General features: G+C 54.6%; 17 protein-coding genes and 1 tRNA gene. 15 read left to right on the top strand and 3 right to left on the bottom strand.

Annotated elements, in window-relative coordinates; translation table 11 throughout:
* Window positions 1–207: 207 nt before the first annotated feature.
* The 10 genes from ttdA (at window position 208) to ureG (ending at window position 8,283) form a co-directional block, all read left to right on the top strand.
* Window positions 208–1,116, top strand: a complete 909-nt coding sequence (ttdA, locus tag OGV77_RS12285; RefSeq protein ID WP_016154538.1) for a L(+)-tartrate dehydratase subunit alpha — start codon at window positions 208–210, stop codon at window positions 1,114–1,116.
* Window positions 1,113–1,718: a L(+)-tartrate dehydratase subunit beta gene (ttdB, locus tag OGV77_RS12280; RefSeq protein WP_087051186.1), complete on the top strand. Its 606-nt coding sequence runs from the start codon at window positions 1,113–1,115 to the stop codon at window positions 1,716–1,718. The genes ttdA and ttdB overlap by 4 nt, the downstream gene beginning before the upstream one ends.
* A 48-nt stretch (window positions 1,719–1,766) precedes the next feature.
* Complete coding sequence (locus OGV77_RS12275) at window positions 1,767–3,230, top strand: anion permease (RefSeq protein WP_075145613.1); 1,464 nt, start codon at window positions 1,767–1,769, stop codon at window positions 3,228–3,230.
* Window positions 3,231–3,353: 123 nt separating this feature from the next.
* Entirely contained in the window at window positions 3,354–4,178 is an 825-nt protein-coding gene (locus OGV77_RS12270; protein ID WP_196781245.1) for an urease accessory protein UreD, read from the top strand.
* A 10-nt stretch (window positions 4,179–4,188) separates the two neighbouring features.
* Window positions 4,189–4,491: an urease subunit gamma gene (locus OGV77_RS12265; protein ID WP_003024678.1), complete on the top strand. Its 303-nt coding sequence runs from the start codon at window positions 4,189–4,191 to the stop codon at window positions 4,489–4,491.
* 9 nt (window positions 4,492–4,500) lie between these two features.
* Window positions 4,501–4,821: an urease subunit beta gene (locus OGV77_RS12260; protein ID WP_043017661.1), complete on the top strand. Its 321-nt coding sequence runs from the start codon at window positions 4,501–4,503 to the stop codon at window positions 4,819–4,821.
* Window positions 4,814–6,517 (top strand): urease subunit alpha, encoded by a 1,704-nt coding sequence (gene ureC, locus OGV77_RS12255; RefSeq protein ID WP_043017662.1) that lies wholly within the window; start codon window positions 4,814–4,816, stop codon window positions 6,515–6,517. Before OGV77_RS12260 ends, ureC begins: the two co-directional genes overlap by 8 nt.
* Window positions 6,518–6,526: 9 nt before the next feature.
* A complete protein-coding gene (ureE, locus tag OGV77_RS12250; RefSeq protein ID WP_047408519.1) occupies window positions 6,527–6,985 on the top strand; it encodes an urease accessory protein UreE in 459 nt (152 codons plus the stop codon).
* Window positions 6,985–7,656, top strand: coding sequence for an urease accessory protein UreF (locus OGV77_RS12245; protein WP_087051184.1), 672 nt, complete (start codon window positions 6,985–6,987; stop codon window positions 7,654–7,656). The genes ureE and OGV77_RS12245 overlap by 1 nt, the downstream gene beginning before the upstream one ends.
* A gap of 9 nt (window positions 7,657–7,665) precedes the next feature.
* Window positions 7,666–8,283, top strand: coding sequence for an urease accessory protein UreG (ureG, locus tag OGV77_RS12240; protein WP_047408513.1), 618 nt, complete (start codon window positions 7,666–7,668; stop codon window positions 8,281–8,283).
* 48 nt (window positions 8,284–8,331) lie between these two features.
* Here ureG and tsaD read toward each other — a convergent pair whose 3' ends face one another.
* Window positions 8,332–9,345 (bottom strand): tRNA (adenosine(37)-N6)-threonylcarbamoyltransferase complex transferase subunit TsaD, encoded by a 1,014-nt coding sequence (tsaD, locus tag OGV77_RS12235; protein WP_003024694.1) that lies wholly within the window; start codon window positions 9,343–9,345, stop codon window positions 8,332–8,334.
* A 236-nt stretch (window positions 9,346–9,581) separates the two neighbouring features.
* On the opposite strand from tsaD, the gene rpsU reads away from it, so the two are divergent.
* The 3 genes from rpsU (at window position 9,582) to rpoD (ending at window position 13,984) form a co-directional block, all read left to right on the top strand.
* On the top strand, window positions 9,582–9,797 hold the full coding sequence (gene rpsU / locus OGV77_RS12230) for a 30S ribosomal protein S21 (protein WP_001144069.1): 216 nt from the start codon (window positions 9,582–9,584) through the stop codon (window positions 9,795–9,797).
* A 237-nt stretch (window positions 9,798–10,034) separates the two neighbouring features.
* Window positions 10,035–11,780, top strand: a complete 1,746-nt coding sequence (gene dnaG / locus OGV77_RS12225) for a DNA primase (RefSeq protein ID WP_003828467.1) — start codon at window positions 10,035–10,037, stop codon at window positions 11,778–11,780.
* Window positions 11,781–12,139: 359 nt separating this feature from the next.
* Entirely contained in the window at window positions 12,140–13,984 is a 1,845-nt protein-coding gene (rpoD, locus tag OGV77_RS12220) for an RNA polymerase sigma factor RpoD (protein ID WP_043017666.1), read from the top strand.
* A 45-nt stretch (window positions 13,985–14,029) separates the two neighbouring features.
* Here the strand turns inward: rpoD and mug are convergent, their stop codons facing one another.
* Window positions 14,030–14,536: a G/U mismatch-specific DNA glycosylase gene (gene mug / locus OGV77_RS12215; RefSeq protein ID WP_047408510.1), complete on the bottom strand. Its 507-nt coding sequence runs from the start codon at window positions 14,534–14,536 to the stop codon at window positions 14,030–14,032.
* Between the two features lie 125 nt (window positions 14,537–14,661).
* On the opposite strand from mug, the gene OGV77_RS12210 reads away from it, so the two are divergent.
* Together OGV77_RS12210 and OGV77_RS12205 are read left to right on the top strand one after the other, a co-directional pair.
* Window positions 14,662–14,737, top strand: a tRNA-Ile gene (locus OGV77_RS12210).
* A 127-nt stretch (window positions 14,738–14,864) separates the two neighbouring features.
* Window positions 14,865–15,239 carry a hypothetical protein gene (locus tag OGV77_RS12205; RefSeq protein ID WP_226302823.1) on the top strand — a complete coding sequence of 125 codons (375 nt, stop codon included), beginning with the start codon at window positions 14,865–14,867 and terminating at the stop codon, window positions 15,237–15,239.
* A 15-nt stretch (window positions 15,240–15,254) separates the two neighbouring features.
* Here the strand turns inward: OGV77_RS12205 and OGV77_RS12200 are convergent, their stop codons facing one another.
* Window positions 15,255–15,473: an ogr/Delta-like zinc finger family protein gene (locus OGV77_RS12200; protein WP_226302822.1), complete on the bottom strand. Its 219-nt coding sequence runs from the start codon at window positions 15,471–15,473 to the stop codon at window positions 15,255–15,257.
* Window positions 15,474–15,487: the final 14 nt, after the last annotated feature.

The following is a 15,487-nucleotide window of genomic DNA, read 5'->3' as shown; positions in this document are numbered from 1 at the left end:
TAGATCCGTAATGTTGTTAACCGCAGTGTAATTCCCTCATGCGTATTAAACCCTGCCTTTGCGCAATTTTTATTGTCTTATCCGGACATCATTCACGAACTGTTAATTGGATATTCACAGTGGCAAATAATATAAAACCACACTTTTAATGGTAGTTTGTGACGGAGAATTTATTTCCAGACAAATAAAAGAACTGGAGTTAACAAGATGAGCAATCAAAATAACCAAAATGCGATAACTACGCTGACGAACATTGTCGCGGACTTTACCGCCATGATTTCTACCCGCATGCCCGACGACGTCGTGGATAAATTAAAGCAGCTGCGTGAAGGCGAAACCTCGCCGATGGGTAAAATCATCTACCACACCATGTTTGACAACATGCAGAAGGCTATCGACCTGAACCGTCCTGCCTGTCAGGACACCGGCGAGATTATGTTTTTTGTGAAGGTTGGTTCCCGTTTTCCACTCCTCGGCGAACTGCAAAGCATCCTGAAGCAGGCCGTTGAAGACGCCACGGTAAAAGCGCCGTTGCGCCATAACGCTGTCGAGATTTTTGATGAAGTGAATACCGGCAAAAATACCGGTACCGGTGTGCCGTGGGTCACCTGGGACATCATTCCTGATAATGATGACGCGGAAATCGAAGTCTACATGGCAGGCGGCGGCTGTACGCTGCCGGGACGCTCGAAAGTGTTAATGCCTTCTGAAGGTTACGAAGGCGTGGTGAAATTTGTCTTCGAAAATATCTCCACGCTGGCAGTCAACGCCTGTCCGCCGGTGCTGGTGGGCGTAGGTATTGCCACCTCCGTAGAAACCGCCGCTGTTCTATCTCGTAAAGCGGTGCTGCGCCCTATCGGATCACGTCATCCGAATCCGAAAGCGGCCGAACTGGAACTGCGTCTGGAAGAAGGGCTTAACCGTCTGGGTATTGGTCCACAAGGGTTGACCGGGAATAGCTCGGTAATGGGCGTGCATATCGAATCCGCCGCACGCCATCCGTCGACTATCGGCGTTGCCGTCTCTACCGGCTGCTGGGCGCACCGCCGCGGCACGCTGTTGGTTCATGCAGACCTCTCCTTCGAAAACCTGTCTCACACCCGGAGCGCGTTATGAAAAAGATCCTCACAACCCCGATCAAAGCCGAAGATCTGGCAGACATTCGCGTTGGCGATGTTATTTACCTGACGGGTACGCTGGTGACCTGCCGTGACGTTTCCCACCGTCGCCTGATCGAACTGAAGCGCCCGATTCCTTATGACCTGAACGGCAAAGCCATTTTCCACGCAGGCCCAATCGTACGTAAGAACGGTGAGAAATGGGAGATGGTCTCCGTCGGCCCAACCACCAGCATGCGTATGGAAGCGTTTGAGAAAGACTTTATCGAACAGACTGGCGTCAAGCTGGTGGTCGGCAAGGGCGGCATGGGACCGCTGACAGAAGAAGGCTGCAAGCAGTTTAAAGCGCTACACGTCATCTTCCCGGCAGGCTGTGCGGTCGTGGCGGCAACCCAGGTTGAGGAGATCGAAGAGGTTCACTGGACGGAACTCGGCATGCCGGAGTCCCTGTGGGTGTGTCGGGTAAAAGAGTTCGGCCCGCTGATCGTTTCCATCGATACCCACGGTAACAACCTGATCGCCGAAAACAAAAAACTGTTCGCTGAACGTCGCGATCCTATCGTCGATGAAATCTGCGAGCACGTGCACTACATCAAATAACCCTCCCGGAGAGGCGCTGCGCCTCTCCCCTTTCGTAGGGATACAACAATGGCACCTTTAGCTGGTTGGTGGCGATACCTGGCTCCGCTGGTGGTCATCGCCATTATTGCTGTTCTGCCCGTTCCCACCGGTCTTGAGAGCCACACCTGGCTCTATTTTGCCGTCTTTACCGGTGTGATTGTCGGGCTTATTCTGGAACCTGTACCGGGCGCGGTGGTGGCGATGATTGGTATTTCGATCATCGCCGTCCTTTCGCCATGGCTGCTGTTCAGCCCGGAGCAACTCGCGCAGGACGGTTTTAAATTTACCGCCAAATCGCTGTCGTGGGCGGTATCTGGCTTTTCAAACTCGGTCATCTGGCTGATCTTCGCGGCCTTTATGTTTGGTACCGGCTATGAGAAAACCGGGCTTGGGCGGCGTATCGCGCTGATGCTGGTGAAAAAGATGGGGCACCGGACGCTGTTTCTCGGCTATGCGGTGATGTTCTCTGAGCTTATCCTCGCCCCCGTCACGCCTTCCAACTCCGCGCGCGGAGCCGGAATAATCTACCCGATTATCCGCAACCTGCCGCCGCTGTATAACTCACAGCCCAATAGCGCCAGTTCACGCTCCATTGGCTCATATATCATGTGGATGGGCATTGTCGCCGACTGCGTTACCAGCGCTATTTTCTTAACGGCGATGGCACCGAACCTGCTGTTGATCGGCCTGATGAAAGGAGCCTCCCACACGGCGCTGAGCTGGGGCGACTGGTTCTTAGGCATGCTGCCGCTGAGCATTTTACTGGTGCTGATTGTGCCCTGGCTGGCGTACGTGTTGTATCCACCAGTGCTGAAATCCGGCGATCAGGTTCCGCGCTGGGCGGATGCGGAGCTAAAAGCGATGGGACCGCTCTGCGCTCGCGAGAAAAAGATGCTGGTGCTGATGGTCGGCGCGCTGGTGCTGTGGATCTTCGGCGGCGATTACATTGACGCTGCGATGGTCGGATACAGCGTGGTGGCGTTGATGCTGGTACTGCGCATCATTAGCTGGGATGACATTATCAGCAATAAAGCCGCGTGGAACGTCTTTTTCTGGCTGGCCTCGCTGATCACGCTGGCCACCGGGCTCAATAACACCGGTTTTATTACCTGGTTTGGCAAGCTGCTGGCAAACGGGCTGAGCGGCTATTCGCCAATGATGGTGATGGTGGCGCTGATCGTGGTTTTCTATCTGCTGCGCTACTTCTTTGCCAGCGCCACAGCGTATACCTCCGCCCTGGCGCCGATGATGATTGCCGCCGCGCTGGCAATGCCGGAAATCCCGCTTCCGGTCTTCTGCCTGATGGTCGGCGCAGCCATTGGCCTCGGAAGCATTCTGACCCCGTACGCCACCGGTCCCAGCCCTATCTACTATGGCAGCGGCTACTTGCCAACGGCGGATTACTGGCGACTCGGTGCTATTTTTGGCCTGATTTTCCTCGTGCTGCTGGTGATTACCGGTCTGGTCTGGATGCCCCTCGTTTTACTGTAAGACTCTGGTGGGGCGGCGTATTGCCGCCCCTTTATCCATAAGCTTCTCATATGATCGATTTCCCGATGCGCTGAGGCATACTTTTTTGTATGCAAACACCCTCATGCTGATAAGGGAAACGCTCTGGACACGGTTGCGCACGAGACACTCACACGGGGCTGGCAGGCCGAACTGGATCTGCATTTTACCCGCACCGGGCACAAAACGGTGCTCGTCTCGGCGCGCCATCAGGGTCCATTGACGGTTCAGCGCCCGTTTTACCCGGAAGAGGACGTTTGCCATCTCTATTTGCTTCATCCACCGGCGGGGATCGTCGGCGGGGATGAGCTCCATATCGCCGTAACGCTCGACGAAAACAGCCACGCGTTAATCACCCAGCCAGGCGCGGGAAAATTTTATCGCAGCCGCGGACCACAGGCATTGTTGCGCCAGCATTTCACGCTTGCCTCACACGCCACGCTGGAGTGGCTGCCGCAGGATACGATCCTCTTTCCCGGTGCCAACGCCGCTATTCAGACCGTCTTTCATCTGACATCCGCAAGCCACCTGCTGGCCTGGGATCTGCTGTGTCTTGGGCGACCGGTTATGCAGGAAGTCTTCAGCCACGGCACGCTGCAAAACCGTCTGGAAGTGTGGCGGGATGGGCAGCCGCTGCTGATAGAACGCTTGCAATTGCGAGAGGGGAATCTGAGCGGCGTCGCGCACTTTCCCTGGGTCGGCACGTTACTGTGTTATCCGGCCAGCGAACTCATGCTGGAGGGCACCCGCGAGCGGCTTACGTCACTTGGCGATTACGCCGGGGCAACGCTTAACGACTCGCTGCTGACAATTCGCTTTCTTGCCGACGACAACCTGGTTGTTCAGCGCGTTATGCGTGACATCTGGCAATTTCTGCGCCCGCTGCTGACGCACAAAGCCCCCGTACTACCGCGAATCTGGCAAACCTAAGAGAATCCTTATGGAACTGACCCCCAGAGAAAAAGACAAGCTATTGCTGTTTACCGCCGCGCTGGTGGCGGAACGTCGCCTGGCCCGCGGGCTTAAGCTGAACTACCCGGAATCGGTGGCGCTGATTAGCGCTTTCATCATGGAAGGGGCACGCGACGGGCAAACCGTGGCCGCGTTGATGGAGGACGGGCGTCACGTCCTGCGCCGCGATCAGGTGATGGAAGGCGTGCCGGAAATGATCCCGGATATTCAGGTTGAAGCCACCTTTCCGGACGGTTCGAAGCTGGTCACCGTCCACAATCCGATCGTCTAAGGAGCGGCAATGATCCCAGGTGAATATCAGATCGCAAAAGGCACTATCGCGCTCAATCAGGGACGGGAGACCTGCACGATCGTGGTGGAAAATCATGGCGACAGACCCATCCAGGTGGGATCGCACTATCACTTTTACGAGGTGAACCCGGCGCTACATTTTGACAGGCTGGCCGCACGCGGCTTTCGTCTGAACATTGCGGCGGGCACAGCGGTGCGTTTTGAGCCGGGGCAAAAACGCGAAGTCGAACTGGTGCATGTAGCCGGCGCACAAAGGATCGTGGGCTTTCGCAGCGAAGTGATGGGCGCGCTGGAGGCAGATAATGAGTGAAATTTCCCGGCAAGCGTATGCCGACATGTTTGGCCCAACCACCGGCGATAAAGTGCGCCTGGCGGATACCGACCTGTGGATCGAGGTGGAAAAAGACTTCACCACTTACGGCGAAGAGGTCAAATTTGGCGGCGGAAAAGTGATCCGCGACGGCATGGGCCAGGGCCAAATGCGCGCGCAAGCGTGTGTGGATCTGGTGATTACCAACGCACTAATCGTCGATCACTGGGGGATCGTGAAAGCGGATATCGGTATCAAAGCCGGCAGGATCTTCGCCATCGGCAAAGCGGGTAATCCCGATATTCAGCCCAACGTCACGATCCCGATAGGCGTGGGAACTGAAGTCATCGCCGGGGAAGGCAAGATCGTCACTGCGGGCGGCGTAGATACGCATATTCACTGGATCTGCCCACAGCAGGCCCAGGAGGCGCTGGTTTCCGGCGTGACGACGATGATCGGCGGCGGCACCGGTCCGGCGGCAGGAACTCACGCCACCACCTGCACGCCGGGCCCGTGGTACATCGCGCGTATGCTGCAGGCGGCAGACGCATTGCCGGTTAACATCGGTTTGCTGGGCAAAGGTAACGGCTCAAATCCTGACGCCCTGCGCGAGCAAATCAGCGCGGGGGCAATTGGCCTGAAAATCCATGAAGACTGGGGCGCCACGCCTGCCGCTATCGACTGCGCGCTAACCGTGGCCGACGAAATGGACATCCAGGTAGCGCTGCACAGCGACACGCTCAATGAGTCCGGTTTCGTTGAAGATACGCTGGCGGCGATTGGCGATCGCACCATTCATACCTTCCACACCGAAGGCGCGGGCGGCGGCCATGCGCCGGATATCATCACCGCCTGCGCACATCCGAATATTCTGCCCTCCTCCACTAACCCGACGCTGCCCTATACCGTCAACACCATCGACGAGCATCTCGACATGCTGATGGTTTGCCACCACCTCGACCCAGATATTGCCGAAGACGTAGCCTTTGCCGAATCACGCATTCGCCGGGAAACGATCGCTGCCGAAGATGTTCTGCATGACATTGGCGCGTTTTCCCTGACTTCGTCCGATTCACAGGCGATGGGGCGCGTGGGTGAAGTGATCCTGCGCACCTGGCAGGTGGCACATCGCATGAAAGTTCAGCGTGGTCCGTTGGCAGAAGAAACCGGCGACAACGACAACCAGCGCGTTAAACGCTACGTTGCTAAATACACCATCAACCCGGCGTTAACCCATGGTATCGCCCATGAAGTCGGCTCCGTTGAGCCTGGCAAACTGGCCGATCTGGTGCTGTGGTCGCCCGCCTTTTTTGGCGTAAAACCGGCGACGATCGTCAAGGGCGGGATGATCGCCTGCGCGCCGATGGGCGACATCAACGCCTCGATCCCCACCCCGCAGCCGGTGCATTACCGCATGATGTTCGGCGCACTTGGCGCAGCACGGCATCACACCCGGCTGACCTTTATTTCGCAAGCCGCTGACGCGCAAAACATCCCGCAGCAGCTCGGTTTGCGAAGCACTATCGCCGTCGTCAAAGGCTGCCGGACGGTGAAAAAGGCCGACATGATCCACAACGGCCTGCAACCCAATATCACCGTCGATGCTCAGACCTACGAGGTGCGTATTGATGGCGAACTTATCACCAGCGAACCGGCGGACGTTTTGCCGATGGCGCAACGCTATTTTCTGTTTTGAGGAGTGACGATGATCTACCTGACCCAACGCCTTGACCACGCCCACCGCGCCACCGCAAGCGTCACGCTACCCATTGATGTTCGGGTTAAAAGTCGCGCCAGAGTGGCGCTGAACGACGGTCGCGAAGCCGGGCTAATGCTACCGCGTGGTTTGCTGCTGCGCGGCGGCGATCTGCTAAGTACCGAAGATGGCAGCGAAGTGATCGAAGTGATCGCCGCGCCGGAGTCGGTTTCCGTGGTGAGCTGCGCCGATCCTTTTCTGCTCGCCAAAGCCTGTTATCACCTCGGCAATCGTCACGTTCCACTGCAAATTCTCCCCGACCAACTACGCTACCATCACGATCATGTGCTGGACGACATGCTGCGCCAGTTCAATCTTGAGGTGACGTTCGCCCAGTTGCCGTTTGAACCTGAAGCAGGCGCTTATGCCAGCGAATCACATGGGCATCATCATGGCCATGCGCACTGATGCATAACACCCAACAGCTACGTCTGATGCAGCTCGCCAGCAGCGCTCTCCCGGTGGGGTCGTTTACCTGGTCCCAGGGCCTGGAATGGGCAGTGGAAATCGGCTGGGTGAAAAGCGTCGATGACTTCTCTGCCTGGCAAGTCCAGCAGATGGAGCAGAACTTTTTTACCGTCGACCTGCCGCTGCTGGCAAGACTGTATCGCGCCTGCGAGCAGGACGATCTCGCCGCCGCACGCCGCTGGAGCGCTTACCTGTTGGCCTGTCGCGAAACCCGCGAATTACGAGATGAAGAACGCAGTCGGGGCGCGGCGTTTACACGGCTGGTCACCGACTGGGAAGCGGACTGCTCGCGGGAGTGGCGCGCGCTCTTTATCGACAGCCAACTCTGCGGCATGGCCTGGCTGGGCGTGCGCTGGAAAATCCCCCTGACGCAGTTGGCGTTAAGCCTCGGCTACAGCTGGATTGAGAGCGCTGTCATGGCCGGCGTCAAGCTGGTTCCCTATGGACAACAGGCGGCCCAGCGTTTGATTATTGCGCTCTGCGATCGCTATGCGCAGGGTCTGGCGCAGGCGCTGGCGTGTCCTGACGCCAGCCTCGGCTCCGCAACGCCGCTGGCCGCTATCGCGTCTGCCCGGCATGAAACCCAATATTCCCGATTATTCCGCTCCTGAGGAGAAAAAATGAGTAATAACAAGCATCCCCTGCGTGTGGGCGTTGGCGGCCCGGTTGGCTCGGGCAAAACGGCGCTGCTGGAAGCGTTATGCAAAGCCATGCGCAAGAGCTATCAGTTGGCGGTGGTGACCAACGATATCTACACCAAAGAAGATCAGCGCATTCTCACCGAGGCAGGCGCACTGGAACCGGACAGGATCGTCGGCGTGGAAACCGGCGGCTGTCCGCATACCGCCATCCGTGAAGATGCCTCGATGAATCTGGCTGCCGTAGAAGCGCTGAGTGAGAAATTCGGCAATCTGGATCTGATTTTTGTGGAAAGCGGCGGCGATAATCTGAGCGCCACCTTCAGCCCGGAACTCGCGGATCTGACGATCTATGTGATCGACGTTGCTGAAGGCGAGAAGATCCCGCGTAAAGGCGGGCCGGGGATCACCAAATCCGATTTTCTGGTGATCAATAAAACCGATTTGGCCCCTTATGTGGGCGCCTCGCTGGAGGTGATGGAGCGCGATACCTTGCGCATGCGCGGCGAGCGTCCATGGACGTTTAGTAATTTAAAGTCCGGAGATGGCCTGGAAAAAATTATCGCGTTTCTGGAAGAGAAAGGAATGCTGCGGATGTAGCGTATTGCCCGGTGGCGCTACGCTTACCGGGCCTACGATATTGTGAGCTTATGCTGCCGGTAATTCCGCCAGCGGCCAGCGTGGACGCACGGTCACGCCAAGATCCGCCGTTGCGCCCGCTTTAAAACGCACCATGCCCGCGTAGGCGATCATCGCCCCGTTATCGGTACAAAATTCCGGACGCGCATAAAATACTTCGCCACGACGTTTTTGCATCATCTCTGCCAGTTTTGCGCGCAGCGTACGGTTCGCGCTCACGCCCCCCGCCATCACCAGACGTTTAAAACCGGTTTGATCCAGCGCGCGTTTGCACTTGATCATCAACGTATCAACCACCGCATCTTCAAACGCACGGGCGATATCTGCGCGCGTCTGATCGTCATTTTCGTTATTACGAATGGTATTCGCAGCGAAGGTTTTCAGACCGGAGAAGCTGAAATCCAGCCCCGGACGGTCGGTCATTGGACGCGGGAAAACAAAACGTTTTTCAACGCCTTGCGAAGCCAGCTTTGACAGCATTGGGCCGCCAGGATAATCCAGCCCCAACAGCTTGGCTGTTTTGTCGAACGCTTCGCCTGCGGCATCATCAATCGATTCGCCGAGTAATTCATACTGACCGATACCGGTGACGCTGATCAACTGCGTGTGACCGCCGGAAACCAGCAGCGCGACAAACGGGAAAGCAGGAGGATTATCTTCCAGCATCGGCGCCAGCAGATGCCCTTCCATATGGTGCACAGGAATTGCCGGTACGCCCCAGGCGAACGCCAGCGAACGTCCTACGGTTGCGCCAACCAGCAGCGCGCCAACCAAACCAGGACCTGCGGTATACGCTACCGCATCAATCTCTTTTGCCGTCAGCCCCGCTTCTTTCAGCGCGGCCTGGATCAGCGGTACGGTTTTACGTACGTGATCGCGCGAGGCCAGTTCTGGCACTACGCCGCCGTAGTCAGCGTGTAATTTCACCTGACTATACAATTGGTTGGCTAAAAGACCTTTTTCATCGTCGTAAATGGCGATGCCGGTTTCATCGCAGGACGTTTCAATACCCAGTACACGCATGACTTGTTTTACCTCGCTTTATTACCGCGCAGTGTAGGACCAATGCGGGTTGATGTAAAACTTTGTTCGCCCCAGGAGTTTCGCTCGTGTATACTCCTTGTCCTTATAAAAGTCCCTTTCAAAATCGCGTCGGTGCTTTACAAAGCAGCAGCAATTGCAGTAAAATTCCGCACCATTTTGAAATAAGCTGGCGTTGATGCCAGCGGCAAACCGAATTTATTAAAGGTGAGAGTTACATGCCGGTAATTAAAGTACGTGAAAACGAGCCGTTCGACGTAGCACTGCGTCGCTTCAAGCGTTCATGCGAAAAAGCAGGTGTTCTGGCGGAAGTTCGTCGTCGTGAGTTCTATGAAAAACCGACTACCGAACGTAAGCGCGCTAAAGCTTCTGCTGTGAAACGTCACGCGAAGAAACTGGCTCGCGAAAACGCACGCCGTACTCGTCTGTACTAATCCATTGAGAGCTAAAGCTCTCAATTCAGACTGAGTTGTAGTTGTAAGGCCGTGCTTCCGGAAGGAATGCGCGGCTTATTTTCGTTTATACACGTCATCATTCAAGCTGCCTCTGCGTTGGCTGCAGTCGTTCACCCCAGTCACGTACTTATGTACGCTCCTGAGGATTCGCTCCATTGCCGCCTTGATGCATCCTGAATGATTTTGTGTATATGAGTCATCAAAAAACAGGGGCTTATGGCTGGACGAATTCCTCGCGTTTTTATTAATGACCTGCTGGCAAGAACCGACATCGTCGATCTCATCGACGCACGGGTAAAGCTGAAAAAGCAGGGCAAAAATTATCACGCGTGCTGTCCGTTCCATAACGAAAAAACCCCCTCTTTCACCGTAAACGGTGAAAAACAGTTTTATCACTGCTTTGGGTGTGGCGCGCATGGCAACGCCGTCGACTTTCTCATGAACTACGACAAGCTCGAGTTTGTGGAAACCGTCGAAGAATTGGCCGCAATGCACAACCTTGAAGTGCCCTATGAAGCAGGCAGTGGCCCCAGTCAGATAGAGCGCCATCAACGGCAAAGCCTTTATCAATTGATGGACGGCCTGAACACTTTTTATCAACAGTCTTTGATGCAACCCGCCGCTACCCCCGCGCGCCAGTACCTGGAAAAGCGAGGATTAAGTAGCGACGTTATCACCCGTTTTGCTATTGGTTTTGCGCCCCCCGGCTGGGACAACGTCCTGAAACGGTTTGGCGGCAATGCTGAGAATCGCAAATCGCTGGTCGATGCGGGGATGTTGGTCACCAACGATCAAGGACGCAGTTACGATCGCTTCCGCGAACGGGTGATGTTCCCCATCCGCGACAAACGCGGTCGGGTCATTGGTTTTGGTGGACGCGTGCTGGGCGATGCCCTGCCGAAGTATCTCAACTCCCCGGAAACCGATATTTTCCATAAAGGTCGCCAGCTATATGGCCTTTATGAAGCCCAGCAGGATAACGCCGATCCGCAGCGCCTGTTAGTGGTAGAAGGCTATATGGATGTGGTGGCGCTGGCGCAATACGGCATTAACTACGCCGTGGCATCCCTTGGGACGTCAACCACCGCAGATCACATCCAGCTGTTGTTCCGCGCGACGAACAACGTAATTTGCTGTTACGACGGCGACCGTGCCGGACGCGATGCAGCATGGCGCGCGCTGGAAACCGCACTGCCCTATATGACAGACGGACGCCAGCTACGCTTTATGTTTTTACCTGACGGCGAAGACCCCGATACGCTGGTGCGTAAAGAAGGGAAAGAGGCCTTTGAAGCCCGGATGGAGCAGGCGCTGCCGCTCTCCGCGTTTTTATTTAACAGCCTGTTGCCGCAGGTAGATTTGAGTACCCCGGACGGACGCGCACAGCTCAGCACGCTGGCATTACCGCTGATTACTCAGGTACCAGGCGAAACGTTGCGCATTTATTTGCGACAGGAGTTGGGAAACAAGCTCGGCATTCTGGATGACAGCCAGCTTGAACGTTTAATGCCAAAACTGGCAGAAAATGGAGCTTCCCGTCCTGTTCCACAGCTAAAACGTACGACCATGCGTATACTTATAGGGTTGCTGGTGCAGAATCCGGGCCTCGCCCCGCTGGTTCCACCGTTAGGCGCACTGGATAGCAATAAGCTGCCTGGTCTTGGCTTATTCAGAGAACTGGTCAACACTTGTCTGGCTCAGCCAGGTCTGACCACCGGGCAACTTTTAGAACACTATCGTGGCACAAATGATGCTGCGACCCTTGAAAAACTGTCGATGTGGGACGATATAGCAGATAAAGATATCGCAGAAAAAACCTTCACCGACTCACTCAACCATATGTTTGATTCGATGCTTGAACTGCGCCAGGAAGAGTTGATAGCTCGTGAGCGCACACACGGTTTAAGCAGCGAAGAACGCCGGGAACTCTGGACGCTGAACCAGGAACTGGCCAAGAAATAAGCGAAAGACAAAACAAAGACAAAATCATTCGCGTTGTATCAAGGCAGCAAGTGAACGAACGCCTGGGAGTGTACATAAGTACATGACCAGGATGACAAATCCGCCGGGAGCGGATTTGAACGCTGCTTGCGGCGGCCCCGTAAGGGGCGAGGCTCAGGATGAGCCGAGTAACGAACGCAGCTAACGCAGAAACAACGTGAAAGATGAAGTATTTAACGGCTTAACTGCCGAATATCGATCGGGAAGCCCCCGACAGCCGCACGGAGAGGCAGCGGCAAAATATAAGTATGCCCTCGTTTTGCCGTTGGCGGTTTTACCGCCCAACACCAATCAAACGAATTAAGTGTGGATACCGTCTTATGGAGCAAAACCCGCAGTCACAGCTGAAGCTTCTTGTCCAACGTGGTAAGGAGCAAGGCTATCTGACCTATGCCGAGGTCAATGACCATCTGCCGGAAGATATCGTCGATTCAGATCAAATCGAAGACATCATCCAAATGATCAATGACATGGGTATTCAGGTGATGGAAGAAGCACCTGATGCCGATGATCTGCTGCTTGCTGAAACCTCCAACAGCACCGATGAAGACGCGGAAGAAGCGGCTGCCCAGGTTCTGTCCAGCGTTGAGTCCGAAATCGGTCGTACAACTGACCCGGTTCGCATGTACATGCGTGAAATGGGTACCGTTGAACTGTTAACCCGTGAAGGCGAAATCGACATCGCTAAACGCATCGAAGACGGGATTAACCAGGTTCAATGCTCCGTTGCCGAATACCCGGAAGCCATCACCTACCTGCTTGAGCAATACGATCGCGTAGAAGCTGAAGAAGCGCGTCTTTCCGATCTGATCACCGGCTTTGTCGATCCGAACGCGGAAGAAGACATGGCGCCAACGGCGACGCACGTCGGTTCTGAACTCTCTCAGGAAGAGTTGGATGACGATGAAGACGAAGATGAAGAAGAAGACGACGACAGCAGCGATGACGACAACAGCATCGATCCTGAATTAGCGCGTGAAAAATTTGGTGAACTGCGTACTCAGTACGAAATCACTCGCGACACCATCAAAGCGAAAGGCCGCAGTCATGCTGCCGCGCAGGAAGAAATTCAGAAGCTGTCTGAAGTGTTCAAACAGTTCCGCCTGGTGCCGAAGCAGTTCGACTACCTGGTAAACAGCATGCGCGTCATGATGGACCGCGTGCGTACTCAGGAACGTCTGATCATGAAGCTCTGCGTTGAGCAGTGCAAAATGCCGAAGAAAAACTTCATCACTCTGTTCACTGGCAACGAAACCAGCGAAACGTGGTTCAACGCGGCCATCGCGATGAACAAACCGTGGTCTGAAAAACTGCACGACGTGGCAGATGACGTTCACCGCGGCCTGCAGAAACTGCAGCAGATTGAAGAAGAAACCGGCCTGACCATCGAGCAGGTTAAAGATATCAACCGTCGCATGTCCATCGGTGAGGCGAAAGCCCGTCGTGCGAAAAAAGAGATGGTTGAAGCGAACTTACGTCTGGTTATCTCTATCGCCAAAAAGTACACCAACCGTGGTCTGCAGTTCCTGGATCTGATTCAGGAAGGTAACATCGGTCTGATGAAAGCGGTTGATAAGTTTGAATACCGTCGTGGTTACAAGTTCTCCACCTATGCAACATGGTGGATCCGTCAGGCGATCACCCGTTCGATCGCGGATCAGGCGCGTACCATCCGTATCCCGGTACATATGATTGAGACCATCAACAAGCTCAACCGTATCTCCCGTCAGATGCTGCAAGAGATGGGCCGCGAGCCGACGCCGGAAGAACTGGCTGAACGCATGCTAATGCCGGAAGACAAGATCCGTAAAGTGCTGAAGATCGCTAAAGAGCCTATCTCCATGGAAACGCCGATCGGCGACGATGAAGATTCGCATCTGGGTGATTTCATCGAGGATACCACCCTCGAGCTGCCGCTGGACTCTGCGACCACCGAGAGCCTGCGTGCCGCAACTCACGACGTGCTGGCTGGCCTGACCGCCCGTGAAGCGAAAGTTCTGCGTATGCGTTTCGGTATCGATATGAATACCGACCACACGCTGGAAGAAGTGGGTAAACAGTTCGACGTTACCCGTGAACGTATCCGTCAGATCGAAGCGAAGGCGCTGCGTAAACTGCGTCACCCGAGCCGCTCTGAAGTACTGCGTAGCTTCCTCGACGATTAATCTCGCCGCATAAGCATAAACGCCACCGCAAGGTGGCGTTTTTCTTTATAGTCCTCGCCTGAGCAAGGCGTCATTCACTTCCCGATACGCCTCCACCAGTTTATCCAGCGTGATCCGGCTTAACCCGCTGGGATTCGGCAATACCCATATTTGCGTCGCGCCAATGGTCAACGTCTGTTTCCCCCACTGCGCCCCACGCTGGCTAAGACCCTGCTCAAATGCCTGCTTGCCAAGGATAGCGAGCGCCGCAGGCTGATACTCCTCAATTTTCTCAATGAGCAGACGACCGCCGCTACGCATCTCCTGCAGCTTCACCTCATTGGCTTGCACCGTTGGTCTGTCGACAAATTTAGTCACGCCGCAGCGGAAGTCCAGCAGGTGCTGTGCCTCTTCAGGTTTTAGCTGACGATCGGTAAATCCCGCCTGATGGATGACCTTCCAGAAGCGATTAGCGGGGTGTGCAAAGGGGAATCCTGTACCTGCGGAAGACAGCCCTGGGTTAATGCCGCAAAACACCACCCGTAGCCCCGGCGCCAGTATGTCCTTAACCATAATTACTCCGAACAATACATCAAGGGAACAAGTATAACGGACTGAAAATACATTGTTTATAAAAACAGCATCCGTACGCTTATGTCTGGATTGCAACGCAGAGTTACTTTATAATCCACCGCCACGGCCCCTTAGCTCAGTGGTTAGAGCAGGCGACTCATAATCGCTTGGTCGCTGGTTCAAGTCCAGCAGGGGCCACCAAATTTTAGCTTTAAAATCATCAAGTTAAGCCACCTTTTTTAGGTGGCTTTTTCTTATCTTTAGAGCCAGTGGCAGCAAAATGGCAGCAGGTTTTTCACGTACTCTTACTTTTAAAGGACGATCTCGCATGAAAAAACCTTTAGTAGCTCTGTTACTAATCACATCTCAGAGCGCATTCGCGGACAAAATACCCAACTCCATAGAAAATCTGATAGCTGGTTATGATACCAGGACTCAGGTATTGGAAGGTGGTGAGCTGACCATCAGATATAACAAGCAAGCACTAATGATAGACGCTGCTAAATCCATGTTCAGTGCGATATGTGACGACTACTTTATGAACAAGTGGAATCCAGAGACAATCAAAAAAATCACTCTATGGAACGTCACATCAGATCAGGGCTACAAAATAAATGGCGGTGGGATTGAGTGTAAAAAAACTGGCTCCATGGATTTCAAGCAAGCTGAAGAATACAGAACCAGTTTAATCGAAAAAATGTAAACCTTATCAGTGGCTTTAAAAGCCCATATGGCCCTGCCCTCCCATTGATGGGTGGGGCGGGGCGTGGTCAATTAGGTTGGGGGTAGCGATGTATCTCACAACAGTTTCATGAGTAACAAAAGTTGCGCCACAGTTGATATTCTGGCACTGGCAGTATCGTTCTTTTGTGTTATCAGAAACTCTAAAACTGCTACGGGTATGTGCCGCATGTCCACATTTCGGACAATTCATCATATCCCTGTCTCCCC

Source organism: Citrobacter sp. Ce129 (genome assembly GCF_030334545.1).
Lineage (GTDB): Bacteria > Pseudomonadota > Gammaproteobacteria > Enterobacterales > Enterobacteriaceae > Citrobacter > Citrobacter europaeus.
Note: the sequence above shows the minus strand (reverse complement) of the source record. Positions and strands in the feature narration are given on the sequence as shown.

Coding starts and splice junctions, on each gene's coding strand:
- OGV77_RS12200 (WP_226302822.1), bottom strand. CDS start 15,473: ATGATGAATTGTCCGAAATGTGGACATGCGGCACATACCCGTAGCAGT.
- ttdB (WP_087051186.1), top strand. CDS start 1,113: ATGAAAAAGATCCTCACAACCCCGATCAAAGCCGAAGATCTGGCAGAC.
- mug (WP_047408510.1), bottom strand. CDS start 14,536: ATGGTTAAGGACATACTGGCGCCGGGGCTACGGGTGGTGTTTTGCGGC.
- rpsU (WP_001144069.1), top strand. CDS start 9,582: ATGCCGGTAATTAAAGTACGTGAAAACGAGCCGTTCGACGTAGCACTG.
- rpoD (WP_043017666.1), top strand. CDS start 12,140: ATGGAGCAAAACCCGCAGTCACAGCTGAAGCTTCTTGTCCAACGTGGT.
- OGV77_RS12245 (WP_087051184.1), top strand. CDS start 6,985: ATGCATAACACCCAACAGCTACGTCTGATGCAGCTCGCCAGCAGCGCT.
- ttdA (WP_016154538.1), top strand. CDS start 208: ATGAGCAATCAAAATAACCAAAATGCGATAACTACGCTGACGAACATT.
- ureE (WP_047408519.1), top strand. CDS start 6,527: ATGATCTACCTGACCCAACGCCTTGACCACGCCCACCGCGCCACCGCA.
- OGV77_RS12260 (WP_043017661.1), top strand. CDS start 4,501: ATGATCCCAGGTGAATATCAGATCGCAAAAGGCACTATCGCGCTCAAT.
- OGV77_RS12265 (WP_003024678.1), top strand. CDS start 4,189: ATGGAACTGACCCCCAGAGAAAAAGACAAGCTATTGCTGTTTACCGCC.
- dnaG (WP_003828467.1), top strand. CDS start 10,035: ATGGCTGGACGAATTCCTCGCGTTTTTATTAATGACCTGCTGGCAAGA.
- tsaD (WP_003024694.1), bottom strand. CDS start 9,345: ATGCGTGTACTGGGTATTGAAACGTCCTGCGATGAAACCGGCATCGCC.
- ureG (WP_047408513.1), top strand. CDS start 7,666: ATGAGTAATAACAAGCATCCCCTGCGTGTGGGCGTTGGCGGCCCGGTT.
- ureC (WP_043017662.1), top strand. CDS start 4,814: ATGAGTGAAATTTCCCGGCAAGCGTATGCCGACATGTTTGGCCCAACC.
- OGV77_RS12275 (WP_075145613.1), top strand. CDS start 1,767: ATGGCACCTTTAGCTGGTTGGTGGCGATACCTGGCTCCGCTGGTGGTC.
- OGV77_RS12205 (WP_226302823.1), top strand. CDS start 14,865: ATGAAAAAACCTTTAGTAGCTCTGTTACTAATCACATCTCAGAGCGCA.